Here is a 26,867-nt window from a genome sequence, read left to right as displayed (position 1 = left end):
CGTATAGGGAGCGTGTATACATGAGTACTGAAAAGAAAATACCAAGTGGCTTTATTTACTTCTTCGGTTCATTTGGCGGCATTCTTTTTGGGTATGACATCGGGGTCATGACTGGTGCCTTACCATTTCTCCAACATGATTGGAGTTTACAAAATCAAGCCGGCATCGTTGGTTGGATCACTTCGGCCGTAATGTTTGGGGCCATCTTCGGGGGTGCTTTAGCCGGGCAAATGTCCGATAGACTAGGCCGTCGTAAGATGATCTTAATTTCTTCTTTGGTCTTCGCCTTAGGTTCACTGCTGTCCGCAGCATCACCTCATGATGGTCAAATGTATTTAATCATCGTGCGGATGTTCTTAGGGTTAGCTGTCGGGGCTGCCTCAGCCTTAGTACCAGCTTACATGTCAGAAATGTCGCCAGCTCGTTTAAGAGGTCGTCTTTCTGGGATTAACCAAACCATGATTGTATCTGGGATGTTGCTATCATATATCGTTGATTATTTATTAAAAGGTTTACCAGAACAATTAGCTTGGCGCTTAATGTTAGGGCTAGCCGCAGTACCTGCTGTTATCTTATTCTTCGGGGTATTACGCTTACCAGAATCACCACGGTTCTTAGTTAAAACCGGCAAACCTGACGAAGCTCGTAAAGTCTTGACTTACATTCGTAAGGAAGGCGATGTGGATGCCGAATTACGCAGTATTCAAGAATTAGCTTCTGAAGAAACCCAAGCGGCTAAAACCACGTCTTATGCGACTTTGTTCAGTGGTAAATATCGCTACTTAGTCATCGCCGGTGTGGGCGTGGCCGCTTTCCAACAGTTCCAAGGGGCCAACGCGATCTTCTACTATATTCCATTGATCGTTGAAAAAGCTACCGGCAGTTCCGCCAGCAATGCTTTAATGTGGCCCATCATTCAAGGGGTCATCTTAGTCTTAGGTTCCTTGTTGTTCTTAGTCATTGCCGATAAATTCAACCGGCGCACGCTCCTGACTTTAGGGGGCACCGTCATGGCGGCCAGCTTCTTATTGCCAGCTGTCATCAATAAAATCAATCCAAATACCAATCCAATTATGATTGTTGTTTTCTTATCCATCTATGTGGCTTTTTACTCCTTTACTTGGGCACCATTAACTTGGGTCCTAGTTGGGGAAATCTTCCCACTGGCGATTCGGGGCCGGGCCAGCGGTTTGGCATCTTCTTTCAACTGGATCGGATCCTTTGCGGTCGGCCTCTTGTTCCCAATTATGACCGCTGCTATGTCTCAAGAAGCTGTCTTCGCCATCTTCGGGGTTATCTGCTTGCTGGGTGTTTTGTTCATCCGGACACGGGTGCCAGAAACGCGGGGGCATACCTTGGAAGAAATCGAAGAACAAGGTACCAAACATCATCAAAGTGTTGCTGAAGACACCAAAGTTGATTAATTATTGTTAGATTTAACTATTTTCAGGAGGCAAATCAAATGAACACACTTGAGATTTCCAAAGCCATCCAAGCCGGTAATGTTTCCTTGGGTATCGAATTGGGCTCAACGCAAATTAAATCTGTGTTAGTCACAGATGATTTCAGTACCATTGCCTCAGGCAGTTATGTCTGGGAAAACAAATTTGAACAGGGCGTTTGGACTTATCCCATTGAGGAAGTTTGGAACGGTATTCAAACCAGTTATACGCAAATGGCCGCTAATGTCCAAAGTAAGTACCATGAAAACTTAGTCCATATCAGTGCCATTGGGATCAGTGCCATGATGCACGGGTACTTGGCTTTTGATAAATCCGATAAACTGTTGGTGCCATTTAGAACTTGGCGCAACAACATTACCGAAGAAGCTGCGGACAAGTTAACTGATTTGTTTGACTTCAACATTCCCCAACGCTGGACCATCGCTCACTTGTATCAATCGATTTTGAATCAAGAAGCTCATGTGGCTGATCTGGACTTTGTTACCACTTTAGCGGGTTATGTGACTTGGAAACTATCCGGTGAAAAAGTCTTAGGGATCGGGGATGCCTCTGGGGTCTTCCCAATCGACGAAACCACTGGCACTTATCGGGCGGACTTGTTAGACAAATTCAACCAATTGCCAGAAGTGGTCCAATACAATTGGCAAACCACACAACTATTGCCTAAAGTAGAAAAAGCCGGCGTTCAAGCCGGAACTTTGACCGCTGAAGGAGCTAAACTGTTGGATGTTAACGGCAATTTGGCAGCCGGCAGTCTAATGGCACCACCTGAAGGGGATGCCGGTACTGGCATGGTCGGGACCAACAGTGTTCGTAAACGCACTGGGAACATCTCCGTTGGGACCTCGGCTTTTTCCATGGTGGTGTTAGACAAGCCGTTAAAAGCGTTGCATCGGGATATTGATATTGTTACCACCCCAACTGGGGCACCGGTGGCCATGGTGCATACCAATAACTGTTCTTCAGATATCAATGCCTGGGTCGCAATTTTTAAAGAATTTGCTGCCCGCCTAGGGGTTAACTTACCCGCTGATCAGTTGTATCAAACCTTGTTCTTAGAAGCAACCCACGCTGATCCTGATGCTGGGGGCCTGTTGAACTTCAGTTACCTTTCTGGGGAAAACATCACGAAGATCAAGGCTGGCCGCCCATTGTTTGTTCGGACGCCAAATAGCAATTTCAATTTGCCCAACTTTATTCAAACCCAACTCTATGCGGCCTTTGCCCCATTGAAGATCGGCATGGATATCTTGGTCAAAGATGAACACATCAACACGGAAGCTATGATTGCCCAAGGGGGGCTCTTCAAGACCCCTGTCATTGGCCAACAAGTGTTAGCTAATGCCTTAAATATTCCGATCACGGTCATGAATACGGCCAGTGAAGGCGGCCCTTGGGGGATGGCGGTGTTAGCCATCTATGCCAAGCATCACGCTGACAACCAAAACTTGGCGGACTTCTTAGATACAGAAGTCTTCAAAGATCCTGAAAGTATGACCCTCAGCCCTGAACCTGCTGGGGTTGCCGGTTATCAAGAATTTATCAAGAATTACCAAGCAGCTTTGCCAGTTGAGGCTAAAGCTGGCGACGCCATCAACGAGAAAGGATGAACATAAATTGTTAGAAGATTTAAAACAAGAAGTCTATGACGCTAACATGCAATTACCAAAATTGGATCTAGTAACCTTCACCTGGGGGAACGTCTCCGGGATCGACCGGGAAAAGGGCTTGTTCGTCATCAAGCCATCCGGTGTGGATTATGAAGATCTTAAACCCAGCGACATGGTGGTTGTGAACTTAAAGGGTGAAGTGGTTGAGGGGGATATGAATCCTTCCAGTGATACCCCAACCCATACGGTTTTGTATAATGCCTTTCCGAATATTGGCGGTATCGTGCATACCCATTCACCTTGGGCTGTTTCCTTTGCGGAAGCTGGCATTGATGTGCCAGCCCTAGGGACAACCCATGCGGATACGTTCTACGGGGATGTGCCCGTATCTGATGCGTTGACGAAAACTGAGATCGAAGAAGCTTATGAAGAAAATACCGGTAAAGTCATTGTCCGGACCTTCAAAGAACGTCAAATCGATCCAGAAGCTGTCCCAGCTGTTTTAGTGCGGCAACACGGCCCATTTTCATGGGGGGCAACACCAGCCAAAGCGGTTTATAACGCTAAAGTTTTGGAAGTTGTCGCTGAAATGGATTACCACGCTTTACAATTGACCAGAGACGATATTAAAGTACCGCAATATCTGTTGGATAAGCACTACTACCGCAAGCACGGTAAGAATGCTTATTATGGTCAAAATAACCCTAAGTCCCAAGATCACGCTAAATAAATCCTTGCGTATTATGTTTTTAAAAAAATAAATTTATATAAGGAGCGTCAATTATGTTATCAGTTAAAAATTACAAGTTTTGGTTTGTTACAGGTAGTCAATTCTTATATGGTGATGAACAGTTAAAATCAGTTGCTAAAGACGCCGAAGACATTGTTAACAAATTAAACGCTACTGGCAAATTACCTTATGAAGTTGTTTTCAAAGGTGTTATGACCACAGCTGACGGTATTACCCAATTTATGAAAGATGCTAACTATGATGACGAAGTTGCCGGTGTGATCACTTGGATGCATACCTTCTCACCTGCTAAAAACTGGATCCGTGGGACTAAATTATTAGCTAAACCACTATTACACTTAGCCACACAATACTTAAACAAGATCCCTTATGACACCATTGACTTTGATTACATGAACTTAAACCAAAGTGCCCATGGTGACCGGGAATATGGTTATATCAATGCCCGTTTGAACAAACGCAACAAGATCGTTTATGGCTGGTGGGGCGATGCTGAAGTCCAAGATGAAATTGCTAGCTGGGAAAATGTTGCCGTTGCTTATAACGAAAGCTTTGACATCAAGGTCGCTCGTTTTGGTGATAACATGCGTAACGTTGCCGTTACTGAAGGTGACAAAGTTGAAGCGCAAATCAAATTTGGTTGGACTGTTGACTACTATGCGGTTGGCGATTTAGTTGAAGCTGTTAACGCCGTTGATGAAGCTGATATTGACGCGCAATATGCTGATTTGAAAGATAAATATGAATTAGTTCAAGGCGATAACGATGCTGACAAGTACGAACATAGCGTACGTTACCAATTAAGAGAATATTTAGGCATCAAGAACTTCTTAGACAAGGGTAACTACACTGCTTTCACTACTAACTTTGAAGATCTTTGGGGCTTAGAACAATTACCTGGTTTAGCTGCCCAATTGTTAATGCGTGACGGTTATGGCTTCGGGGCTGAAGGTGACTGGAAGACAGCTGCTTTAGGTCGTTTATTGAAAGTCTTGACCCATAACGAAGCAACTGCCTTCATGGAAGACTACACTTTAGACTTACGTAAAGGTCATGAAGCTATCTTAGGCTCACATATGCTAGAAGTTGACCCTACAATTGCCAGCGACAAACCACGGGTTGAAGTTCATCCATTAGACATTGGTGGCAAAGCTGATCCTGCCCGGTTGGTCTTCACTGGTTCTGAAGGTGAAGCTGTTGATGTGACTGTTTCTGATTTCCGTGATGGCTTTAAGATCATCAGCTACCCAGTTGATTGCCACAAACCAGAAGCTGAAACGCCTAACTTGCCAGTTGCTAAACAATTATGGACACCAAAAGCTGGCTTAAAAGCCGGTGCAACTGCTTGGATCCGTAATGGTGGCGGTCACCATACTGTTTTGTCCTTCTCATTAAATGAAGAACAAATCAATGACTTAGCTGAAATGTTCGACGTTAAAAACGTTACGATCGACTAGTCTGATTCTTAATTGAATCCTCTACGCTAAAAAACCCAGTTGAAGCGATGCGGCTTCAGCTGGGTTTTTTGTTCAATTATTAAGCGTTGGGATCGGCGGCTTCTAGGGCCATACTCTTTTCTTCCCATTGATCTTCTAAGGGTGCTAGTTTAGCAGCCAGGGCATCTAATTGGGCTTGTAGGTCTTGCATTTTCGAATAACTAGTGGCCACTTCTGGAGCAGCCATCTGAGTTTGAATCGCTTGGCTTTCTGCGGAGATTTGATCAATTTGTTGTTCCAAGTCGGCGACTTCCCGCTGTAATTTACGGATGGCCTTTTGCTGGGACTTACTATCTTTATAGTCCACTTGGGCCTGACTTAGATTCGCCGTGGCGGTTTTGTCAGGATTGGCGGCGGCAGCTTTTTCGGCCGCTAAAGCGTCGATTTCAGCTTTCTTTTCTAAGTAATAGTCATAGTTCCCTAAGTAAAGCGTGCTGCCTTCAGGTGTGATCTCCGTGATCTCAGTGGCTAAACTATTGATGAAGTAACGATCGTGGGAGACGAATAAGACGGTGCCATCGAAGTTTTTCAGCGCATCTAACAAAACTTCTTTGCTGTCGATATCCAAATGGTTCGTGGGTTCGTCCATGATCAAGAAGTTGTCATGTTCCAAAGCCAGTTTGGTCAGCAATAGCCGGGCTTTTTCACCCCCGGATAACTGGGCCACAATTTTGGCCACATCATCACCGGAGAATAAGAAACTACCAAGGATCGTGCGAATATCTTTTTCTGGCATGGTAGGATGTTCATCCCAAATTTCGTTCAAGACCGTTTTCTCCCGATGAAGATTACGTTGTTCCTGATCGTAGTAACCAATCGAAACATTGGTCCCCAACTGCACGTCGCCTTTTAAGAGGGGAATTTGACCAATAATACTACGCAATAAGGTAGATTTACCCACGCCATTAGGGCCAATGATGGCATGGCGGCGTTGGCGCTTGACGTCTAAATTCACTGGCTGGGCCATGATTTGTTTTGGATCATAGCCAATGGCCGCATTTTGAACCTTCAAGACGTCATTGCCACTTTTCTTTTCTTCACTAAACCGGAAATGAATCGTTTTGTCAGCCGCATCTGGCCGCTCAATGCGATCCATTTTTTCCAATTGTTTCCGACGGCTTTGGGCCATCTTCGTGGTAGAAGCACGAACGATATTTTTATCCACGAAATCCGTCATTTTCTTGATTTCGCCTTGTTGCTTTTCATAAGCTTTCCATTCTAAAGCTACCCGTTTTTCTTTTTCTTCTAGGAACTTGGAATAGTTGCCGGGATAATGGTCTAAGCGATCGCTGTGGATCTCATAGATTTCTTTGGCCACGTGATCTAAGAAATAACGGTCATGGGAAACGACCAATAGGGCACCGGGATAACCTTGCAGATAACCTTCAAGCCATGTGAGGGTATCAATATCTAAGTGGTTGGTAGGTTCGTCAAGAATCAGCAGATCCCGTTTTTCCAGTAATAATTTAGCTAAGGCTAAGCGGGATTTTTCGCCCCCGGAAAGGGTATTGATGGGCTTATCCAAAACGGCTTCTGGAAATTGGAAGCCATGGAGGACACTGCGGATTTCGGCTTCATAACCATAACCATTTTTCTCAGCAAAAGTTATTTGCAATTGATCGAATTGTTTTAGTAAATCTTGGTTGTGGCTATCATTTCCCATTTGGGCTTCTAGAGCCCGCATCTGCTGTTCCATCTTTTGTAAAGGTGCAAAAACCGTTAACATTTCTTCATAAATCGTTCGGTCTGAGGTAAAACCTGTATCCTGGGCTAAATAGCCTAAAGTCATGTCTTTGGGGGTAATAACTTGCCCTTCATCCGGCGGATTGATGCCTGCTAGAATTTTTAGCAAAGTAGATTTACCGGCACCATTGGGGCCAACTAAAGCAGCTCGATCACCAGTTTGAATTTCTAAGTTGAGGTTGTTAAAAATATAGTCACCGGAGAACTCCCGGGCAACCTTTTGTGCTTGTAATATAATCAAAATAATTAACCTTTCTTAAATAATATTGAGAAAAGCCCACCGGGTGGGCCCTAAGCTTTGTTTATCAAATAATTTCACAAATAAATTACATGCTCACAAGATAATTTGTTTGATATTTGCCATTAAATCAAGTATTATACATCTAAACCCAATTTTTAGTTAAATTGTTAATTCACAAACATGAGATCCGAGAGGAGTTAAATATATGTCTGAAATCAAAATCCCCAAGGCAACCGCCAAACGCTTGCCCCTATATTATCGCTACTTAAATTTTTTACATGATGCTGAAAAGAAAAAGGTGTCCTCGACAGAACTTTCCGAGGCAGTGAAGGTGGATAGTGCCACCATCCGCCGGGACTTTTCTTACTTTGGTGCCTTAGGTAAACGGGGTTACGGTTATGATGTGAATGATTTATTGAATTTCTTTAAGAAGACTTTAAATCAAGATCGTTTGACCAATGTGGCTTTAGTAGGTGTGGGGAATTTAGGCCACGCTTTATTGAACTACAACTTCCGGCAAACCAATAGCATCCGCATCAGCGCCGCCTTTGACAGCGATGCTGAAATTACCGGGACAATTCAAAGCGGGGTACCAATTTATCCCATGGCTGAGTTAGTCCAACAGTTAAAGGATCAACAAATCGACATTACCATTTTAACAGTTCCCAACCCTGCAGCTCAAGAAGTCACCAATTTATTAGTCAATGCCGGGGTCCGGGGCATTTTGAACTTTACATCCCTACGTTTGTCTGTACCAGATAATGTGCGGGTTCAAAATGTGGATCTGGCCAATGAATTGCAGACCTTGATCTATTTCTTAGATCACTATGATGCCCAGTTAAAGCCAGCTGAAGATGCAGACAGTGTAACTTTAGACATCAAGGCAGATAACAAGTAAAATTTATCCGTATAAATTAATATAGCAGAAATTCAAAGAGGTTGCTCACAAAAAATTATTTTTGTAGGCAACCTCTTTGTCTTTATGAGCTATCAGCGGGGATTCAATGAATACTTTGGAAAAAAACAATGCCATTCATGATAATATGGGCCAACATTGATGTCCAAATACGGCCAGTATAATTGTATAGGAAACAAAAGAACAAACCAATGACGCTATACATTAAAATATGGCTATCCTGATGGGCAAATGCAAAGATCAAAGCAGAGATGATAGCTGCCCCAATTTTGCCGGTGAAGGGGACTAATTGGCCAAAGATGGTCTTTCGGTAAACAATCTCTTCAATAATGGGTAAGAACACTAAAACACTGACCACATAATAAGGATAGGTCTTCATGGTTTCCAGCAGGGCATTGGTATTTTGGGAGACGGCGGTGATGTGAAAGAGGTTTTGTTCCACAAACACGCTGAGTAGTTGTAAAACAATGGCTACACCGCCGCCAACGATACCCCAGATCAGTATTTTAGGTTTGGTGGTATAAGGATTGGCAGCTTCGATAGCATTGGCCGGTGTCCGCTTGTAAGCTAGCCAGACTAATAACAAGAGGCCTAAGAGGTACCAGACGGTGATCAACAAGAAGTAGCCATTTTTTGGAGAAAGCATGCGACTGAAGAAGTTGGGCATGAACATCATGAATAAATAGATAAATAAGGTGACAGCTGTACTGTTACGGGCTTTCAATTGGATGACTCCTTTAAAATTATTTGGATAAATTACACTAAAAAACTTGCAAAAGGGCCGAAAAATGGTTATTATATTTCTTGTAGTTAGCACTTGGTAATACAGAGTGCTAATAGTGCTAAGTTAAAGCGAAAATATGTATTTGGAGGGATTTCTTGTGTTAAAACCATTAGGTGACCGTGTTATTGTGAAAGTAGAAGAACAAGAAGAAGAGACTGTTGGCGGTATCGTCTTAGCTAACAATGCCAAAGAAAAACCACAAACCGGCAAGATCGTTGCTGTCGGTGAAGGTGCAGTTACTGAAGACGGCAAGCGTATCCCTTTGACTGTCAAAGATGGTCAAGTTGTCATGTTTGACAAATATGCCGGATCTCAAGTGAAATATGATGGTGACGATTACCTTGTATTACACGAAAAAGATTTAATGGCTGTTGTTGACTAGTATAACAATTCCGTTTAAGTAATACAGCATCATTTGCAACAAAAATATTTTAATGAGGTGGATAAATAGATATGGCTAAAGATATTAAGTTCTCCGAAGACGCACGTTCAGCAATGTTACGTGGTGTGGATAAATTAGCAGATACAGTTAAAACAACCTTAGGTCCTAAAGGCCGTAACGTGGTTTTGGAACAATCTTATGGTTCTCCTGAAATCACTAATGATGGGGTTACCATTGCTAAGAGCATTGAATTAGAAGATCACTATGAAAACATGGGTGCTAAATTAGTATCCGAAGTAGCTTCTAAGACCAATGATATTGCTGGTGATGGGACAACGACTGCGACTGTTTTGACCCAAGCCATCGTGCGTGAAGGCTTGAAGAACGTTACAGCCGGTGCCAACCCTGTTGGCATCCGGGCTGGGATCGAAAAAGCAACAGCTGCCGCTGTTGATGCTTTACACAAGAACTCCCACAAAGTTGAAACCAAAGACCAAATCGCCCAAGTTGCCTCTGTTTCTTCTAGCAGCGAAGAAGTCGGCAAATTAGTTGCTGACGCTATGGAAAAAGTTGGTCATGATGGTGTTATTACCATTGAAGAATCTAAAGGGATCCAAACTGAATTAAACGTCGTTGAAGGGATGCAATTTGATCGTGGTTACTTATCCCAATACATGGTCACTGATAACGACAAGATGGAAGCTGACTTGGACAATCCTTATATCTTGATCACCGATAAAAAGATTTCAAACATCCAAGAAATTTTACCATTATTACAAGAAATCGTGCAACAAGGCAAAGCTTTATTGATCATTGCTGACGATGTTGAAGGGGAAGCATTACCAACCTTAGTCTTAAATAAGATTCGGGGCACATTCAACGTTGTTGCCGTTAAAGCACCTGGCTTTGGCGATCGGCGTAAAGCACAATTGGAAGATATTGCCATCTTAACTGGCGGGACTGTCATCACATCTGACTTAGGCTTAGAATTAAAAGATACTAAGTTAGATCAATTAGGTCAAGCTGGCAAAGTTACCATTACCAAAGACGATACAACCATCGTTGAAGGTGCTGGGGCTAAACAAGATATTGAAGATCGGGTTGCTACCATTAAGAAACAAATCGATGATACAACTTCTGACTTTGATCGTGAAAAATTACAAGAACGTTTGGCTAAGTTAGCCGGCGGTGTTGCTGTCATCAATGTTGGTGCCGCAACTGAAACTGAATTAAAGGAACGTAAGTATCGGATCGAAGATGCTTTAAACGCCACTCGGGCAGCCGTTGAAGAAGGTTACGTTGCCGGTGGTGGTACTGCTTTGATGAATGTTGTCTCAGCCGTTGCTGCTTTGAAAGAAGAAGGCGACGTCCAAACTGGGATCAACATCGTCCAACGGGCATTACAAGAACCTGTTCGTCAAATTGCTGAAAATGCCGGTAAAGAAGGCTCTGTCATTGTGGAACACTTAAACAGTGAAAAACCTGAAATTGGGTATAACGCAGCTACTGACAAATGGGAAAACATGATCGATGCTGGTATCATCGATCCTACGAAAGTAACACGCTCTGCTTTACAAAATGCCGCTTCTGTTGCTTCATTGATCTTAACCACTGAAGCAGTTGTAAGTGACATCCCAGAACCTAAGGAAGCTGCACCAGCAGCACCTGCCGGCGGTATGGGCGGCATGATGTAGCCTAAAATTAACAACATTTCTGACAACACGTCGTTTGGGCGTGTTGTTTTTTTGACAATTTTGAAAAAAGATGCAAAAATACCCCTTCAACCGAGTTTTGAATTATAATATTATTAACATAGTAATTTGAACCGCAAACTCTTATAATCAGTAAAACAAGTAAATTTCAAGGAGTGATTTGATGCATTTAATTGAAACACCAATTAAACTAAACGCCAGCTTACACAAGATGATCCCCCGGACGATTTCGTATTTATACGGGAAACAAGCCATTAAGTATTTTAGAACTTATACTTTAGGCCCGTTGCATGTTTTCTTCGTGGACGCTTTTAGCCGCATTGACATCATTATTTTGTCAGATAACCGGCAAGTTAAGGATAAAGAGATCGATTTTGTTTTAGAGAAACTAATGCCCAACGTGGCCAAGGACACGTTAAAGATCAATGACGAAGCCAAGGCTGATGTGGAAAAATTTGCCAAACGCAAGTTGCAATATAAGGATATTGTGGTCATTGAACAGACGGTAAAATGAGAATTTTAGAACATTAATAGCATTTCTGTTTTTAATGTTGTACTATCATATAGATTGCTCTGAAAATCGACTACATTAATTTTTTAAGGGGAAACAGATATGCAACAATTAAAGCGGATTTTTATTGGGCGACCGCTGAAGTCTTCAGAAGAGGGCAACCAAAAGCTGGGTAAGTTAAAAGCTTTGGCCATGCTCAGTTCTGATGCTTTATCATCCGTGGCTTACGGGACTGAACAAATTGTTTTGGTCTTGACCCAATTATCCATTGCCGCGATCTGGTATTCCTTACCGATTGCTGCTTTTGTGTTAATCCTACTTTTGGCATTAACACTGTCGTATCGCCAAATCATCCATGCTTATCCGGGTGGTGGGGGTGCTTATAAGGTCTCCAGTGACAACCTAGGCAAGAACGCTGGCCTAGTTGCTGGGGGCTCTTTATTGATTGACTACATGTTAACGGTATCTGTTAGTGTGTCTGCCGGCGCTGAAGCTATTACATCAGCGGTACCGGCTTTATACGGTCATCAGGTTGGCATTTCCTTAGTCATTATTATCATTTTAATGCTCATGAACCTGCGGGGCATGAGCGAATCGGCCTCATTTTTAATGATTCCAGTCTATTTATTCGTTGGTAGCATTACGCTGATGATTGGCGTGGGCTTGTACAAAATCTTTACTGGGGTTATCCCATTTAAAGCAGCTGCTTCTGTGGGTACAGCCGTACCTGGTATCACCATGGCTTTGATTTTTCGGGCCTTTTCTTCCGGGTCATCTTCGTTAACCGGGGTTGAAGCCATTAGTAACGCAGTGCCATTCTTCAAAAAGCCCCGGGCGCGACATGCTGCCGAAACCCTAGCTATCATGGCTTTGATTTTAGGGGCATTCTTTGCCGGGATCACCTTCTTGAACTATTGGTATGGCATCGTCCCTGAAGCGAAAGTCACGGTCTTGTCCCAAGTGGCTAGTCACACTTTTGGCCATGGTTTCTTATTTTATCTGGTACAGTTTGCCACAGCCTTTATTTTGGCGGTCGCTGCGAATACTGGGTTTTCAGCATTCCCAGTGTTGGCTTACAATTTAGCCCGGGATAAGTTTTTACCCCATAACTATATGGATCGAGGCGATCGACTGGGTTATTCCAATGGTATTTTGACCCTCGCCATTGGCTCAGGGGCGTTGATCGTCTTGTTCAACGGGGTCACGGCTAATTTGATTCCGTTATACGCTGTGGGCGTGTTTATTCCGTTTACCTTATCTCAGTCTGGGATGATCGTGAAATGGTTTAAAGAGCGTCCTAAGGGCTGGTTCGGCAAGTCTGCGGCCAACTTTGTGGGGGCGTTGATTTCTTTTGCCATCCTATTGATTCTATTCATTTATCGGATCAAAGATATCTGGCCGTTCTTCATTATCATGCCGCTGGTTATTTTCATTTTCTATAAGATCCATGATCACTACCATAAAGTAGCCGAACAGTTGCGCTTGGAAGACACCGATGCGGTGTTACACCATTTTGAAGGGGCAACGATCATTGTCTTGATCAGTAACATTACCCAAGTGACGAAAGCGGCTTTAAGCTACGCGGAATCCATTGGGGATTACGTCATTGCCGTGCACGTGTCCACGGATGAAAATCCTGGGAAGGAAAAAGAAATTCAATCTACTTTTAAAGTAGATTTCCCAGATGTCCGCTTTGTAGATGTCCATTCCAATTACCGCTCCATTGCCAAACCCTTGGTGCGCTTTACCCAGGTCATTAGTCGCAATGCTTTGCGGCGAAATTACTCCACGACCGTGTTGATTCCGCAATTTATTCCTAAGAAGCACTGGCAGCAAACCCTGCATAACCAAACTGCACTACGGTTGCGTCAGGCATTTTCCCATAAGGAAAATATTGTGGTGGCCACTTACTCGTACCATTTGAAAAAATAAAAACGTTGAAGCCGGTGCAAATTCAAGTTTTGTACCGGTTTTTTGGATGTGCTAAAATAACATAAAGCTTAAAAAAGGAGCGCGGGTATTTGCGTATATTATTTATTGGTGATGTTGTGGGTCAGTTAGGTTTGAGCCTGATTCAACATTATGTACCAGAATTAAAACGGCAGTTAAAACCGCAAGTAACGATCGTGAACGGGGAAAATATTGCCGATGGCAAGGGGATTACAGAAAAGCTTTATAAGGCCTTGTTACAAGCCGGGACGGATGTGGTGACCTTAGGCAACCACGCCTTTCGTAAACGGGATATCATGGACTTTATTGATGGAGCCAAGAAAATGGTTCGGCCGGCTAATTTTCCGGCCGGCGTGCCCGGACAAGGTTATACCATTGTCAATGTGAATCAAACCAAACTGGCAGTGCTCAACTTGCAAGGTCGCGTTTTTCTAGACGCGATTGATGATCCCTTCACCAAGGCTGATGAAGTATTAGCCGAAATCAAGCAAATCACGCCCTTGGTCTTTGTAGATTTTCACGGGGAAGTCACCAGTGAAAAATTAGCGTTGGCCTATTATTTAGATGGTCAAGTGGCCGCAGTGATCGGCACCCATACCCACGTGCAGACCAATGACGCCCGTATTTTACCTAAGGGCACGGCTTTTTTGACGGATGTGGGGATGACTGGTTCATATGAAGGCATCTTAGGGGTTAAAAAAGAACCCGTGATTCATAACTTCTTGACCAAGCTGCCCGCGCGTTTTGAACCAATTGAGACGGGCGCTGGTCAACTAGGGGCTTGTTATATCGATATTAAAGACGATACCGGTGTGGCGACGAAAATTAAAACGATTCGGATAGATAAAGATTTTCCTTTAGAGGTATAAACACATGGATGAGGACTTAAAAACCCAACTGGCGCAATTGGAGCCGGCGGTCCGCCTTGCTCTAGATAAGTTAAACACTGCGATCGCCAAGGAATCAGTGATCCAAGACTACCAAAAAATTGAAGCCCAGGTGCAACAAAATCAACATCTGCAACAAGTGCAAGCTGATCTGAAAAAAGCCCAGCGGGAAATTGTCACTTATAAGCGTATCGATAAGACCAAAGCCGCCCAAGTGGCCACGGAAAATGCGGACCGCTTGAAACAAACTCTGGAACAAGATCCTTTGACCCTAGCTTATCGGCAAAGTTTAATGGATGCCAATGATATTTTGACTTATATCACCGGGCAATTTGAAACTAAGCTCGCAGCAATTATGGCAAAAGAAGATCATTAGATAAGGAGACTCTGAATGCCACAAAAAACCCAAGATACACCAATGATGCAACAATACCAGGCCATCAAGGATCAATATAAAGATGCGTTCTTGTTTTACCGCATTGGTGATTTTTATGAATTGTTTTACGATGATGCCATCAAAGGTTCACAATTATTAGAATTAACCCTGACGGCCCGGAATAAAAGTGCTACTGATCCCATCCCCATGTGTGGCGTGCCCCATCATGCGGCACAAAACTATGTGGATATTTTAGTGGATAAGGGCTATAAAGTAGCTATCTGTGAACAAATGGAGGATCCCCGAAAAGCCGTGGGCATGGTGAAGCGGGCCGTGATTCAATTGGTCACCCCGGGAACTGTCGTCCAAGAAAAACCGGGTCAAGCTAAAGATAGTAACTTCTTAACCGCTGTTTACGCCCAAGATGGGCAATTTGGCTTTGCCTATACCGATTTAGCCACCGGCGAGATTTTTGTCTCCAAACTGGGGGCTATTAGTAGTGTGATCAACGAATTATTGAGCTTGCGCACCAAAGAAGTGGTGATTCCCACCGACTTGTCGGCGGCGTTCAAAACAGAATTGAATAAGCTGGATATTTTAGTTTCCACCCAAGCTGATGCCCCCGCTACTTCGGAAGTGAGCTTTGTCAGCCAAGGGATTCAAACGCCAGTGGAACTAGCAGTACTAAAGACTTTGGTATTGTATTTGGTCTCCACCCAAAAGCGGGCCTTGGCCCACTTACAAGTGGCGGTGGAATATGAGCCCAGCCAGTTTTTACGGATGGATCACCAAGTCAAAGAAGCTTTAGAACTGAGTCGCTCCTTGCGCACCGGGGAACGTCATGGGACATTGTTATGGCTGTTAGATCGGACTAAAACCGCCATGGGCGGTCGTTTATTAAAACAGTGGTTGGATCGGCCGTTATTAGATCGAACCAAAATTGAACAACGTCAAGCTCGTGTTGGGGCCTTTAGCGCTCATTTTTTTGAACGCAGTACTTTACAAGACGCCTTGACCAAAGTTTATGATTTGGAACGCTTAGCGGGTCGCGTGGCTTTTGGCAGTGTCAATGGTCGGGATCTCTTGCAATTGAAGGGGTCTTTGGCCCAAGTGCCTTTGATCAAGGATATTTTACAACAAATGCAAGATCCTACATTAACAGACTTTCAAAACCAATTAGATGAAGTACCAGAAGTTTATGATCTGATTGACCGGGCCATTCAAGCTGACCCACCCATTTCAGTCACTGAGGGGGGAATTATTCAAGATAATTATAATCAAACCTTAGATGACTATCGGAATGCCATGAATAACAGTAAGCAATGGATTGCCCAACTGGAAAGCCAAGAACGACAGGTCACCGGAATCCACAATTTGCGGATTGGCTTTAACAAAGTTTTTGGTTATTACATTGAAGTGACTAAGGGGAATGTGAAACAGGTACCCGCTGGTCGTTATGAACGTAAGCAGACTTTAACGAACGCGGAACGTTATATCACCCCCGAATTAAAAGAAAAAGAACGCCTGATTTTAGAAGCCCAAGAGAAGTCCACGGCCTTAGAGTACGATTTATTCACCGAAATCAGAGAGCAAATCAAAAAGCAGATCCAGCGCCTGCAGCATTTGGCGGCGGTGATTTCTGAAATTGATGTGCTCCAAGGCTTTTCCGTGGTGGCTGAACAACAGCACTACGTGAAACCCACGTTTACCAGTCATAAAAAGGGTGTGCATATTGAAAATGGGCGCCATCCCGTGGTGGAAAAAGTTCTAGGTGCCCAGCAATATATTGCCAACGGCGTCACCATGGACCAGCATACCGATATTTTATTGATTACCGGCCCCAATATGTCTGGGAAGAGTACTTACATGCGTCAGATGGCATTAACGGTGATCATGGCCCAATTGGGCTCTTTTGTGCCAGCGGATAAATGTGAATTGCCTATTTTTGATCAAATTTTTACCCGGATCGGGGCTGCAGATGACTTGATTTCTGGTAAGAGTACCTTTATGGTAGAAATGATTGAAGCTAATAACGCCTTGGCCCATGCTAGTTCCCAAAGTTTGATTTTATTTGATGAACTGGGGCGGGGGACAGCCACCTATGATGGCATGGCCTTGGCCCAGGCCATCATTGAGTACATTCATGAGCATATCCATGCCAAGACCTTGTTTTCTACCCACTACCATGAACTTACCGGCTTGAGTGACACCTTGGTGAAATTAGCCAATGTCCACGTGGGAGCCACTGAGGAAAATGGCAAGTTGATCTTTATGCATAAAGTTTTACCAGGGCCGGCGGATAAATCCTATGGGATCCACGTGGCTCAATTGGCGGGCTTGCCCCATAGTTTGTTACAGCGGGCTGATCATATTTTAGGTGACTTAGAGGCCCAAGGTGCTAAAACAGTGCCCCAACAAGCTGAGCAACCCACTGCCCCTGAGGCGGCGGCAAAGCCAGCAACCAAAGCACCAGCAACACCAGATGCCGCCCCAGACTTAGTGGCAGAAACCCAACTATCGTTATTCCCAGAGCCGAAAGCAGCCCCAGTGGATGCCAAGGCCCAACAGGTAATTAACGCTTTAAAAAAATTAGATTTAATGGATCAAACCCCAATGGATGCCATGAATAACATTTACCATTGGCAGAAATTATTAAAAAAGAAAGGATAGTGGTGCAGTATGGCAGACATTCACGAACTATCAGAACAATTAAGCAACCAAATTGCCGCTGGGGAAGTTATTGAGCGGCCCGCTTCTGTGGTGAAAGAACTTGTGGAAAATGCCATTGATGCTAAAGCTACCCAAATTGATGTGGGGATTGAAGATGCTGGCTTAAAGACCATGACCATTAGCGATAACGGTCTGGGGATCCCCAAAGCCCAAGTTGCGCTAGCCTTCTTGCCCCATACCACCAGTAAAATCAGCAATCGCGATGATTTATTTCGGGTCAAGTCCCTGGGTTTTCGTGGGGAAGCTTTAGCCAGTATTGCCGCCGTGGCCAAAGTTACCATGCTCACGGCTACCGAGGCTGGTTTAGGGACCCAAATTGAACTGGCCGGTGGTAAAGTCCTGGACCAAAAACGTCAGTCTTCAAGACGGGGGACCTATGTGGCGGTGAAAGATTTATTTTATAATACGCCGGCCCGGTTAAAATACGTGAAGTCCGTGAATACAGAGTTATCCCACATTGCGGACATTATCAATCGCTTGGCCTTAGCCCATCCCAATATTGCGGTTACCTTTGCGAACAATCACAATATTTTATTAAAGACCAGCGGTTCTGGCGATTTGTTGCGAACCATTACGGAAATTTACAGTATTGGCGTGGGCCGTCAGATGATCGAAGTTACGGGCGCTGATTTGGATTTCAAATTAAGCGGTTTTGTATCTTTGCCTAAATTGACCCGAGCTAATCGCAATTTTGTTTCCTTATTCATTAATGGCCGCTATATCAAAAATTATGCGTTGACCCGGGCCCTGATTGCCGGGTATGGCAGTAAATTAATGGTGGGGCGGTATCCGTTAGCTGTTTTAAATTTGACCATGGATCCTTTTTTAGTGGATGTGAATGTGCACCCTACCAAACAAGAAGTCCGCTTGAGTAAAGAAGACGAATTGAGCCAGCTGGTCACCACCAATATCCAACAAGTGCTAGGCGCTCAAAATTTGATCCCTGATGCCGTGGCCAATTTAAACAGCAGGCAGCCCAAAATCAAAAAAGAACAATTGGCCATGCGTTTAGACCAAACCAGTGCGCAATTCTTGCAAGGCCAACACCAACAAGCCCCAGCAAAAGCCCAACCCCAGGTGCCGCCGACGTCCCAGCCTATCCCAGCCAAGCCTGCTGCCCAGATTCAAGAAGCTACTGGGACTAGCTATCAGCGTCAGCCCCAAAATCAAGCTGATAGCTTGGTGCGGCCAGCGGACTTAAATGCCACGCCGATTTTTGAAGATCCAGCTCGCTTGGCGAAGTGGGATCAGCGCTATGGCGCCGAAAAGCCGGTTTTGCCCTTTGGGGATGAAACTGATCAACCAGTGACCAACCTGCGAGATTTAGCCAGTGTCCAAAGTCAACAACCTAGATTTCCCAATTTGACCTATATTGGCCAAATTCATGGCACCTACTTGATTGCGGAAAGTGCCGATGGCTTTTACTTGGTAGATCAGCATGCGGCCCAGGAACGGGTAAATTATGAGAAATATCGCCAAGCCATCGGCGAAGTCAGCCAAGATCAACAAAACTTGTTGGTACCCATTGTCTTGGATTATAATAGCGCTGATTTCTTGGCGATCAAAAATCGTTTGGACATCTTAGCCCAAGTGGGGCTGCATTTGGAGCCTTTTGGCCAGAATAGTTATGTGGTCCACACCCATCCTACTTGGTTTAAAGCAGGTCAAGAAGAAGACACCATTAAGGAAATGGTGGATGAAGTCTTGGCCAATAAACAAATGACCGTGGCGAAGTTTCGAGAAAAAACTGCCATTATGATGAGTTGTAAACGGGCCATTAAGGCCAATCATCATTTAGATTCCCTACAAGCCAAGGCACTTTTGGGCCATTTAGCCCAGGCTGAGAATCCCTTTAATTGCCCCCATGGCCGCCCAGTCCTGGTCCAATTCACTGAAAAAGACTTAGAGCATATGTTTAAACGAATTCAAGATCCCCATCAAAGTTATGGTCAACCTTAAAAAAAAGACGATACGCCGCAAAGGCTATCGTCTTTTTTTAAAAGCTATTTGAAGTGAACGGAGTCCCCGGGAATCATCATGGTGGGAATATAAGTGGTCTGATTTTTCTCAGGCATTTTATGCGCCACACGATTTAATAAATTGGACACGACTTCTAGGCTCCATAGGTTAATATTGGCATCGGCCGTAGTGAGTTTGGGCTCAAAAATCGGATTAGCTGCTTGAATGTTATCAAAACCCACTACACTAATGTCTTGGCCTACCTTTAGGCCCAGTTCTTCAGCAGCCCGATAAACCCCATGGGCCATCACATCATTTAAGCAAAAGAAAAAGTTATATTGTCGGGTGGCCAGTAACTGCTTAGCCGCTTTATAGGCAGGGGCAAAGTCAAAGTGGCCCTGATACAGGTCTGGGGTGATATCGATTTGATAATTCTCTTTAAAGTAGTCCTGGCAGATAGCTAAGCGATTTTGGGCATTATAGGAATCTTCCGGGCCGGTGAAAAAACAAACTTGGCGATGGTCCGACTGGCCGTATAAGCCGCACAAACTGGTGAGGGCCTGGCGGTTATCGATGATGATATTGGCGGCATTGTCCGCTTCCAATTTATTAGCCATCATTACCACAGGAATATTCAAGCCACTGACAGTTTTTTGAAAATAGGCCTTTGAAGCGGTGTAATTAAAGACAATGAGGCCATCAAATAATTGGGCGTTGATCAATTCAGTGCTGTTGTTGGCAATGACCACTAAAGCATAACCACGCTCATGCAACTCCTTATTAATGGCTTCCACCAGGGCGCCATTAAAGATGCTTTCAAAACTGCTGATAAGCATACAGATGATTTTAGATTGCCGGGTCCGCAGGCCTTGGGCAATCTTACTGGGATGGTAGTTCAGATCCTGGGCAATTTTTAAAATTCGAGCGGTGGTATCGGCACTAATTTTACGATTGCCATTCAAAGCATAAGAAACAGTAGCTGGTGAAACGCCGGCTAATTTTGCAATATCGGTTAGGCTTGTGGGTCTGTTCACGATAAACCTCCTTAAAATAAAAACCTATTATTGACCATAACATATTGACAGCGATTACAGGAACGATTATATTAGAGTTGCGTAAGTAAGTTAATCGTTTAACACCCATACTACTCAAGGAAGTGACACTATGGACCAAAATCAGCGTTGGGCCAACGAACTGCTCACAAAAGTCGTAGCGAAATATCGTTGGGTCGCCGCTAAAACAGGGGATAAAATACCCTATACCACGGATAAGGCCGGTAATTTTGATAATCATTCTTTGCTAAGCGGGCCACTGGCCGACCAGAACAATATCAGCTGGTGGACCAACGGCTTTTATCCAGGACTATTGTGGCAGCTTTATACCCTTGAACCAGCGTCAGTGTTTCAAACCAATGCTCAAAACATTGAAATGAAGCTAGCGACAAGTTTACAGCTTTTTGATGGTCTAAGCCATGATGTGGGCTTTATGTTTTTCCCAACTTCAGTGTACCACTATGCCTTGACTGGCGACCAGTTGGCTAAGACGCGAGCTATGCATGCCGCCACTATTTTAGCGGGGCGTTATAACATTGCCGGACACTTCATCAAGGCTTGGAATCCTGAAAATGGCGTTAGCCGTGCTGGCTGGGTCATTATCGATTCGCTAATGAATTTGGAATTGTTGTATTGGGCTAGCGCCCAAAGCCAAGATCCCCGCTTTGCTTTGATTGCCGATGCCCATGCCCATACAGTGGCGAAATACTTTATCCGCGCCAATGGGTCCGTGAAGCATATTTGCCAGTTTGACCCAGCCACTGGGATTTATTTGCAGTCCCTAGGGGGCCAAGGCTATGGCCATGGCTCCGCCTGGACCCGGGGGCAAGCCTGGGCTATTTATGGTTTGACGGCCTGTTATGCGCGGACTGGCACTGACTATTACAGGCAACAGGCGCAAAAAGTAGCCGCCTATGTTTTGAGTCAATTACCTAAAAATTTATTAGTGCCAATTGACTTTAATCAGCCAGCACAACCGGCTTGGATTGATAGTTCAGCGCAAGCTATTTTAGCCAGTGGCTTATTGAGCTTGGCCCAAGTTACCGAGGATACTGATAGCCAGCACTACTATCAGACTGCTGTGGCACTATTAAAAACCTTAGTGGCTCAGTGCAGCGACTTTTCAAAGGCCTGCGATAATCTGATTACCAAAGCCTCGGCCCAATACCATGAACCCAGCCATGAATATCCAATCATCTATGCAGATTACTACTTTGTTGAAGCTCTGTTGAAGTTGACCAAACAAGACTTAGCGGCCCGGATATGGCAAAAGAATTAAAATTATCGTGCTTAACTATAACAAAAAAATGTGAGATTTGAAAGGAAGGTCACTTATGGCTGAAGAAATTAATCGGGAATTACAATTAGATCCCAAAGAATTTGCAAAATTAGTAGCTAGTAATTTGAATTTTGATCCAGATACTGATGTGGAAAAAGTTTCTAAACGCACGATGATGCAATATTTAAGTGCCTATTACTTAGCTAATCAGTTTAATAATTACGAAGATAGTATTTTCAATAAAGGTGATGTGAAAGACTATCCCAGTTACTCTGAAGTGACTGCCTTGATGAATCAAGTTAAATGGCGTAATTAAAAAATAACTAAAAAGCGCATGTGCCAGCTGCTCCTTAGGAACGCTTGGCACGTGCGCTTTTATAGTGCTGTTTTATTTTAGATATTCAATGGCATCTAGATAATAGGTCCCCGTGACAACTTGGAGGGTTATCTGATGGTGACCTTGGGAGAGATTAGCAACTTGTAAATGACAGGCTTTATCTTGGCCAAGATTAGGGCTGAGGGCGTATTGCCAAATCCGGCCATCCATGTAGATATCTAATTGACTGGCATGTAACTGGTGGCCAATCAGATTAAAACCACTACCGTCAAATTCAAACTGGACCTTTGTTTCAGGACCAGCCGTCCCAATGGATAAGGTGCGCTGCCACAATGTATTGCCTAAGCCAACTTGGTGGTCCCAGTTACCGCTGTAGTGAACACTGGGCGCCAAATTGTCCACCCGTTGTGTGCTGATTTGGCCATCAGCTGGTCGAGAGATGGTCAAATTTTGGATTTGCGTTTGGTAATAACCGCAGCCAACCTTGATACGACCGCTATAAGTGGGGTTAGTGGTATCTTGCCAAGTCACTAAAGACTGACCATCTAACTGGGCACTTAAAGTATTGCCCGAGGCGCCAAATTGCAGCAGATGGGCTTTGGTGACATCTAGCAGATCCACATAGCCAAAAGTGACAACTTGCTGGCGGACGATCAATTCATAATAGCCATTGGTATCCAGCTTAAAGACATAAGGGGCACTGGTCAAACGGCCTTTGACGTCAGTCTGTTCCCGCAGGCCAATGCCTAGATAGTTGCCATCCTGGGAGTTTTGTTGGGTGGTGTGGTCAAATTTAAAGGTTAAGGCCACGTTATAATCACACCAACGGTCATCCCCCAAGGTGAAGTTAGGGGCAAAGGAATACTCCCAATCTAAGGCCCGTTGTTGTTCTGTGATCATTTGCTGCAATGCAGGGCCAGTAGTGGTTTGGACAACTTCAAAGGCGCCACCTTGATCCGTGGTATAAAGGGGTGTATTGCCTCTGGCCTTTAAAAAGGCAGGACTGTAGTTGAAGTCATCGGCGTATAAAACTTGGTCGCTTTGGGTCAAAACGCTATTTGAGGTTGAACTTAAGATCTCATGGTAAGCCACTTCAGGATCTTGGCGCCGGTCTAAGGTGGTGAGGGTGGCGATCATATAAGGGGCCACGGTAAAACTAACTTGGCCGCTGACCACCGCGGAGATGGCACTTAATTGCATCAAGTTGGCATCATAAGCTGCCTGGTCTTTGTTGGGACCAGTACTGGTCCAGCAATAAACGGGTTTAGCTGCCGCTGCGGTATTGGTGACGTTTAAAGTATAGGTCCGGGGTTTGGGGCTGTCGTTGACTAAAATCGTCGAAAAATCAGCTTTATCCGGGGACATCAGGGTCATGTAACTGGCAGCCTGAGTATTTTGGCTTAAGTTTTCTGTCCCCAAAACGCCGCTATAACAAGCTGGGGTTAAATAACGCCAAGCTGATTCTGCTGCCCAACCACTTTTGGCAAAATTGGTAAAATGCTTGATGATCTGCAGGCCCACATTGTCCACTTCGAAATAACCAGACCAAGGATGTTGGGCGGTGATCAATTCTTTGTGGCTGTAGTTGACCCCGGGGTAATATGCCGCTACGGCTGGTTGGAACAAGTAAAGACTGCGGCGGGATTTGTAGTAACTTTTCACAACCCGATTGGCCACGTCTAAGCCACTTTGGGTGCCACCAATACCAGTTTTAGCACTGGCCCGAATGCGATATTTCCCACTGGTCATGGGGGCAATGCCTTCGCTGTACCAAACTTCATGGTGGTATTTATCGGCTAATTGGGTATAGGGCTGATCCGGGCCGTCATCGGTATTATAGTGATAACCTACCGCTTGAACCAGTTGTCGTAATTCCGCATCTTGAATCATCCCCGTACCAAAGTTAGTCTCATAGTTTTGATCAGCAGCAATCAGTTTGATCTGATGGTAAGCCTCGATGGGAAAATCGGCGGGGAAGTCGGTGGTATCAGTTTGCAGGCGCTTGGCAAACCACTTGATAAAGCCAAACATGGGATGTTTGGTTTCATTGCGGTCAGGATCCACGTAGTCGATTAAATAACCGTAAGTTTTATAAGCGGCAATAATGGTTTCCTTATACCACTGGTACATGGCTTCAAAGGCCGATTCGGGTACTAGCTGATCGGGATCGGCACTTTTGACTTGGCGCCATTGGGCTTTTAGCCAGCCCGGTTCCCCCCAGCGCAATAGGCCGGTTTTTAATTGGGGTTGAATTTTTTTGGCATCGGCAATCAGTTGATAACCCGCTCCCCGACAAACGTTAGCCGGTTCACTTTGCCGGCGCTTAGTGGCCGGTTCCGTCCCAGAAGAGGTATTGGCATCATCGCCTAATTCGACTTTTAACAGGCGCAACAGGGGATGCTTACCGCCAAATAAAATGGTTAAAATTTGTTGGTAGACGGCAGGGTGGTTGGCTTTATAATCCAATAAGAGCCGGGAAGAATTATTGCAGCTGATATAGCCAAAGCCCTTAAAGGTATTGGCATCTTTGACATCAGTTTTCAATTGACTGCCATCAATGGTGATTTGAGTTTCGTTCATGATTTGGCTCCTTTGGCTTTGTAATCCAAGGGAAGGTCATGCCACCGTTTTTTTAGGTAAAAGGCGGCCGCTTTTGGTTGCCGATCCCGGGTGAACAGACCTTTTTTATTGCCATCAACGCGCATATTGCCTTCAACAGTTTGGAAATCAGCCAAATTCCAAGGCTGTTCGCCGCGGATGAAATCGTAGCTGTCAAAGACCCGATTGAACATTTCTAACAATTCGGTTTGGTATTCTTCACTCCACATTACCGAAGGCAGTTTGTGCAAGCCGGCTTGGGTGTCGCCACCGTATTCCGAAAAGACGATGGGTTTGTCGATATCAGAAGCCGCCCACTGGTCTAGTTCATCTCGTAAGCCAGCTTCACCATCGGAGATCTCATAACCCCATTTATGGTACCAGCCGGGATAGCGGTTGAGTAAGTAAATATCTGGGAATTGCAAGGCATGGGAAGTTTCATAGGTATCATCTTCATTCAAGGTGAAGGTCCGGGGGCGTTTTTGGGGATCCAAGTCCGCCGTAGCCTTGAAGAGTTTCGTGAAGTAAGGCACACATTTTTCAGAAGACGTATCCGGTTCATTGAACAAGCTCCAAGCTAAGACACTAGGATGGTTCTTGTCCCGTTTGATTAAATCTTGGACTTGATCTAAATGATGGTCATATAAGCTATCGATCCAATCACCGTCAAAGAAGTTTTGGTCTAAGCCCCCTAAAAAGCTGGCAGCGGCCATCTTAAAGCCCACGGCTGGGACTTCATCAATAATCAAGATACCAGCTTTGTCGGCCATTTGGTAAGCTTGTTCATCATAAGGATAGTGGGAAGAACGATAAGAGTTGGCCCCGATCCATTTCATCAAGGCTAAATCTCTTGTTTCAACTTTTAAGTCAAAACCCCGGCCGGCAAAGTTACTATCTTCATGACGGCCAAAGCCCCGCAGGTAAACCGATTGACCATTGATGAGGATCTCATGGCCGACAATCGCCACGGTCCGGATGCCAATTTCAGCACTATAAGTGTCAATAGTTGCCCCGTCTTGATGTAATTCAATGACCAATTTGTACAAATAAGCTTGGCCCACCTGCCATAAATGGGCGTTTGCCACCAACAAATCACCAGTTGATCCGTTGCTTTTGGCCACAACAACCCCGTTGGCATCTTCTAAGCGCACGGTGGTATCGGCATTATGATTGGCAGTGACGGTATAGTGTACTGTGGCATCCTCGCCGTCTAAGGCGTAAGTGACACTGTAATCGATCACCCGGGTCTTGGGAACGGCCAACAAGTGGACACTGCGGTTTAACCCAGCGTAGTTATAAAAGTCAAAGAAAGGCTTGGCCATCTTGTGACCATTGCGTAAAGTTGCAGTATCACCTGCGGGTAAACGATCCCGGTGGAGTTCATTGTTTAATTTAACCACTACTAAATTGTCGGCCCCGAAATGGACTGCACGATTGATTTCGGCCGTAAAGGGTAAAAAGCCGCCTTCATGGCTGCGGATCAGTTGCCCATTGACATAGATTTTAGCTCGGTGGGTGGCAGCGTCAAAGCGCAGACCCACTAATTTGTCTTGCCATTCAGTGGGTACAAAGAAATGGCGAGCGTACCAAAAATCACCAACATACTCTCTTGAATCTTTATCCGTGAAGTAGTCGTTGAAGCTAGAAGGCACTGGCATATCTAGGGTATCACTGAGACCTTTAGGCCAGTCCGCTTGTTCACCGATACTTTTTGGATCAAATTTAAATTGCCACAACCCATCTAATGATTCATTGCGGCGGTTGACATTGGCCACCGGATAGAGTAGTTCTTTTTCCATGTTGTAAAACCTCCAAATAAGAATATATATTAACGATTAGTAAAGCGCTTACGTGTCATATTTTACTATTAATAAGGGAACAGTCAACATATTTTTACTTAATTTTACTAAAAATATTTGAATGAGTAACTGTGGGCAATCACTTTTAATAACAAACCTGATAAAAATCCAGAAGCTGTGAAAAAATCACAGGCTAGGGATGCGCTCGAAGAGAAACCGATATCCTCTACTATTTTAACATACTTCTGTAACTATTTGAGCATGCCTTAACTTTAGGAGGTAAATATTTTC

At 44.5% G+C, this 26,867-nt stretch carries 20 protein-coding genes; 15 read left to right on the top strand and 5 right to left on the bottom strand.

Going from position 1 to position 26,867, the window contains the following annotated elements:
* Positions 1–20 precede the first annotated feature (20 nt).
* The 4 genes from FC83_RS11575 to araA are packed head-to-tail and all read left to right on the top strand — an operon-like array spanning position 21 to position 5,281.
* Positions 21–1,424 (top strand): sugar porter family MFS transporter, encoded by a 1,404-nt coding sequence (locus FC83_RS11575; RefSeq protein WP_035452769.1) that lies wholly within the window; start codon positions 21–23, stop codon positions 1,422–1,424.
* Between the two features lie 38 nt (positions 1,425–1,462).
* Positions 1,463–3,073: a xylulokinase gene (locus FC83_RS11570; protein WP_035452766.1), complete on the top strand. Its 1,611-nt coding sequence runs from the start codon at positions 1,463–1,465 to the stop codon at positions 3,071–3,073.
* A gap of 7 nt (positions 3,074–3,080) precedes the next feature.
* Complete coding sequence (locus FC83_RS11565; protein WP_035452764.1) at positions 3,081–3,803, top strand: L-ribulose-5-phosphate 4-epimerase; 723 nt, start codon at positions 3,081–3,083, stop codon at positions 3,801–3,803.
* Positions 3,804–3,856: 53 nt separating this feature from the next.
* The gene (gene araA / locus FC83_RS11560; RefSeq protein ID WP_035452763.1) at positions 3,857–5,281 is read left to right on the top strand and encodes an L-arabinose isomerase; all 1,425 of its coding nucleotides are present in this window, start codon (positions 3,857–3,859) and stop codon (positions 5,279–5,281) included.
* Between the two features lie 79 nt (positions 5,282–5,360).
* Here the strand turns inward: araA and FC83_RS11555 are convergent, their stop codons facing one another.
* Positions 5,361–7,304 carry an ABC-F family ATP-binding cassette domain-containing protein gene (locus tag FC83_RS11555; protein WP_057002805.1) on the bottom strand — a complete coding sequence of 648 codons (1,944 nt, stop codon included), beginning with the start codon at positions 7,302–7,304 and terminating at the stop codon, positions 5,361–5,363.
* A gap of 205 nt (positions 7,305–7,509) precedes the next feature.
* Between FC83_RS11555 and FC83_RS11550 the strand changes: the two genes are divergently transcribed.
* The gene (locus FC83_RS11550) at positions 7,510–8,202 is read left to right on the top strand and encodes a redox-sensing transcriptional repressor Rex (RefSeq protein WP_057002804.1); all 693 of its coding nucleotides are present in this window, start codon (positions 7,510–7,512) and stop codon (positions 8,200–8,202) included.
* 103 nt (positions 8,203–8,305) lie between these two features.
* Here the strand turns inward: FC83_RS11550 and FC83_RS11545 are convergent, their stop codons facing one another.
* Complete coding sequence (locus FC83_RS11545) at positions 8,306–8,944, bottom strand: CPBP family intramembrane glutamic endopeptidase (protein ID WP_052004627.1); 639 nt, start codon at positions 8,942–8,944, stop codon at positions 8,306–8,308.
* A 157-nt stretch (positions 8,945–9,101) separates the two neighbouring features.
* Between FC83_RS11545 and groES the strand changes: the two genes are divergently transcribed.
* The 8 genes from groES to mutL all read left to right on the top strand — a co-directional run bounded on the left by groES (position 9,102) and on the right by mutL (position 19,511).
* Positions 9,102–9,386, top strand: coding sequence for a co-chaperone GroES (groES, locus tag FC83_RS11540; protein WP_035452760.1), 285 nt, complete (start codon positions 9,102–9,104; stop codon positions 9,384–9,386).
* A gap of 71 nt (positions 9,387–9,457) precedes the next feature.
* Positions 9,458–11,080, top strand: a complete 1,623-nt coding sequence (groL, locus tag FC83_RS11535; protein ID WP_035452757.1) for a chaperonin GroEL — start codon at positions 9,458–9,460, stop codon at positions 11,078–11,080.
* Positions 11,081–11,261: 181 nt separating this feature from the next.
* A complete protein-coding gene (locus tag FC83_RS11530; RefSeq protein WP_035452755.1) occupies positions 11,262–11,612 on the top strand; it encodes a DUF1827 family protein in 351 nt (116 codons plus the stop codon).
* Positions 11,613–11,711: 99 nt separating this feature from the next.
* Positions 11,712–13,541: an APC family permease gene (locus FC83_RS11525; RefSeq protein WP_057002803.1), complete on the top strand. Its 1,830-nt coding sequence runs from the start codon at positions 11,712–11,714 to the stop codon at positions 13,539–13,541.
* Between the two features lie 89 nt (positions 13,542–13,630).
* Positions 13,631–14,428: a TIGR00282 family metallophosphoesterase gene (locus tag FC83_RS11520; protein ID WP_035452753.1), complete on the top strand. Its 798-nt coding sequence runs from the start codon at positions 13,631–13,633 to the stop codon at positions 14,426–14,428.
* A 4-nt stretch (positions 14,429–14,432) separates the two neighbouring features.
* Positions 14,433–14,822 (top strand): YlbF family regulator, encoded by a 390-nt coding sequence (locus FC83_RS11515; RefSeq protein WP_035452751.1) that lies wholly within the window; start codon positions 14,433–14,435, stop codon positions 14,820–14,822.
* Positions 14,823–14,837: 15 nt separating this feature from the next.
* Positions 14,838–17,492 carry a DNA mismatch repair protein MutS gene (mutS, locus tag FC83_RS11510; RefSeq protein ID WP_057002802.1) on the top strand — a complete coding sequence of 885 codons (2,655 nt, stop codon included), beginning with the start codon at positions 14,838–14,840 and terminating at the stop codon, positions 17,490–17,492.
* 9 nt (positions 17,493–17,501) lie between these two features.
* Complete coding sequence (mutL, locus tag FC83_RS11505; RefSeq protein ID WP_057002801.1) at positions 17,502–19,511, top strand: DNA mismatch repair endonuclease MutL; 2,010 nt, start codon at positions 17,502–17,504, stop codon at positions 19,509–19,511.
* 44 nt (positions 19,512–19,555) lie between these two features.
* Here mutL and FC83_RS11500 read toward each other — a convergent pair whose 3' ends face one another.
* The gene (locus FC83_RS11500) at positions 19,556–20,545 is read right to left on the bottom strand and encodes a LacI family DNA-binding transcriptional regulator (RefSeq protein ID WP_057002800.1); all 990 of its coding nucleotides are present in this window, start codon (positions 20,543–20,545) and stop codon (positions 19,556–19,558) included.
* A gap of 130 nt (positions 20,546–20,675) precedes the next feature.
* Here FC83_RS11500 and FC83_RS11495 point away from each other — a divergent pair, with 130 nt between their 5' ends.
* Both FC83_RS11495 and FC83_RS11490 read left to right on the top strand, forming a co-directional pair.
* Positions 20,676–21,842: a glycoside hydrolase family 88 protein gene (locus FC83_RS11495; RefSeq protein WP_035452742.1), complete on the top strand. Its 1,167-nt coding sequence runs from the start codon at positions 20,676–20,678 to the stop codon at positions 21,840–21,842.
* 55 nt (positions 21,843–21,897) lie between these two features.
* The gene (locus FC83_RS11490; protein WP_035452739.1) at positions 21,898–22,158 is read left to right on the top strand and encodes a hypothetical protein; all 261 of its coding nucleotides are present in this window, start codon (positions 21,898–21,900) and stop codon (positions 22,156–22,158) included.
* Between the two features lie 72 nt (positions 22,159–22,230).
* Here the strand turns inward: FC83_RS11490 and FC83_RS11485 are convergent, their stop codons facing one another.
* Both FC83_RS11485 and uidA read right to left on the bottom strand, forming a co-directional pair.
* Positions 22,231–24,759 carry a glycoside hydrolase family 30 protein gene (locus FC83_RS11485; RefSeq protein ID WP_057002799.1) on the bottom strand — a complete coding sequence of 843 codons (2,529 nt, stop codon included), beginning with the start codon at positions 24,757–24,759 and terminating at the stop codon, positions 22,231–22,233.
* Positions 24,756–26,576, bottom strand: a complete 1,821-nt coding sequence (uidA, locus tag FC83_RS11480) for a beta-glucuronidase (RefSeq protein ID WP_057002798.1) — start codon at positions 26,574–26,576, stop codon at positions 24,756–24,758. The genes FC83_RS11485 and uidA overlap by 4 nt, the downstream gene beginning before the upstream one ends.
* Positions 26,577–26,867 lie beyond the last annotated feature (291 nt).

It is taken from the genome of Agrilactobacillus composti DSM 18527 = JCM 14202 (assembly GCF_001436375.1).
GTDB lineage: Bacteria > Bacillota > Bacilli > Lactobacillales > Lactobacillaceae > Agrilactobacillus > Agrilactobacillus composti.
The sequence above is the reverse complement of the archived record's forward strand: the minus strand, read 5'-3'. Positions and strand labels throughout refer to the sequence as shown.

Excerpts from the sequence above, each read along its gene's own strand:
- groL (WP_035452757.1), top strand. The coding sequence starts at position 9,458 with ATGGCTAAAGATATTAAGTTCTCCGAAGACGCACGTTCAGCAATGTTA.
- FC83_RS11550 (WP_057002804.1), top strand. The coding sequence starts at position 7,510 with ATGTCTGAAATCAAAATCCCCAAGGCAACCGCCAAACGCTTGCCCCTA.
- mutS (WP_057002802.1), top strand. The coding sequence starts at position 14,838 with ATGCCACAAAAAACCCAAGATACACCAATGATGCAACAATACCAGGCC.
- FC83_RS11495 (WP_035452742.1), top strand. The coding sequence starts at position 20,676 with ATGGACCAAAATCAGCGTTGGGCCAACGAACTGCTCACAAAAGTCGTA.
- FC83_RS11490 (WP_035452739.1), top strand. The coding sequence starts at position 21,898 with ATGGCTGAAGAAATTAATCGGGAATTACAATTAGATCCCAAAGAATTT.
- FC83_RS11575 (WP_035452769.1), top strand. The coding sequence starts at position 21 with ATGAGTACTGAAAAGAAAATACCAAGTGGCTTTATTTACTTCTTCGGT.
- araA (WP_035452763.1), top strand. The coding sequence starts at position 3,857 with ATGTTATCAGTTAAAAATTACAAGTTTTGGTTTGTTACAGGTAGTCAA.
- FC83_RS11530 (WP_035452755.1), top strand. The coding sequence starts at position 11,262 with ATGCATTTAATTGAAACACCAATTAAACTAAACGCCAGCTTACACAAG.
- FC83_RS11525 (WP_057002803.1), top strand. The coding sequence starts at position 11,712 with ATGCAACAATTAAAGCGGATTTTTATTGGGCGACCGCTGAAGTCTTCA.
- FC83_RS11570 (WP_035452766.1), top strand. The coding sequence starts at position 1,463 with ATGAACACACTTGAGATTTCCAAAGCCATCCAAGCCGGTAATGTTTCC.
- mutL (WP_057002801.1), top strand. The coding sequence starts at position 17,502 with ATGGCAGACATTCACGAACTATCAGAACAATTAAGCAACCAAATTGCC.
- uidA (WP_057002798.1), bottom strand. The coding sequence starts at position 26,576 with ATGGAAAAAGAACTACTCTATCCGGTGGCCAATGTCAACCGCCGCAAT.
- FC83_RS11515 (WP_035452751.1), top strand. The coding sequence starts at position 14,433 with ATGGATGAGGACTTAAAAACCCAACTGGCGCAATTGGAGCCGGCGGTC.
- FC83_RS11485 (WP_057002799.1), bottom strand. The coding sequence starts at position 24,759 with ATGAACGAAACTCAAATCACCATTGATGGCAGTCAATTGAAAACTGAT.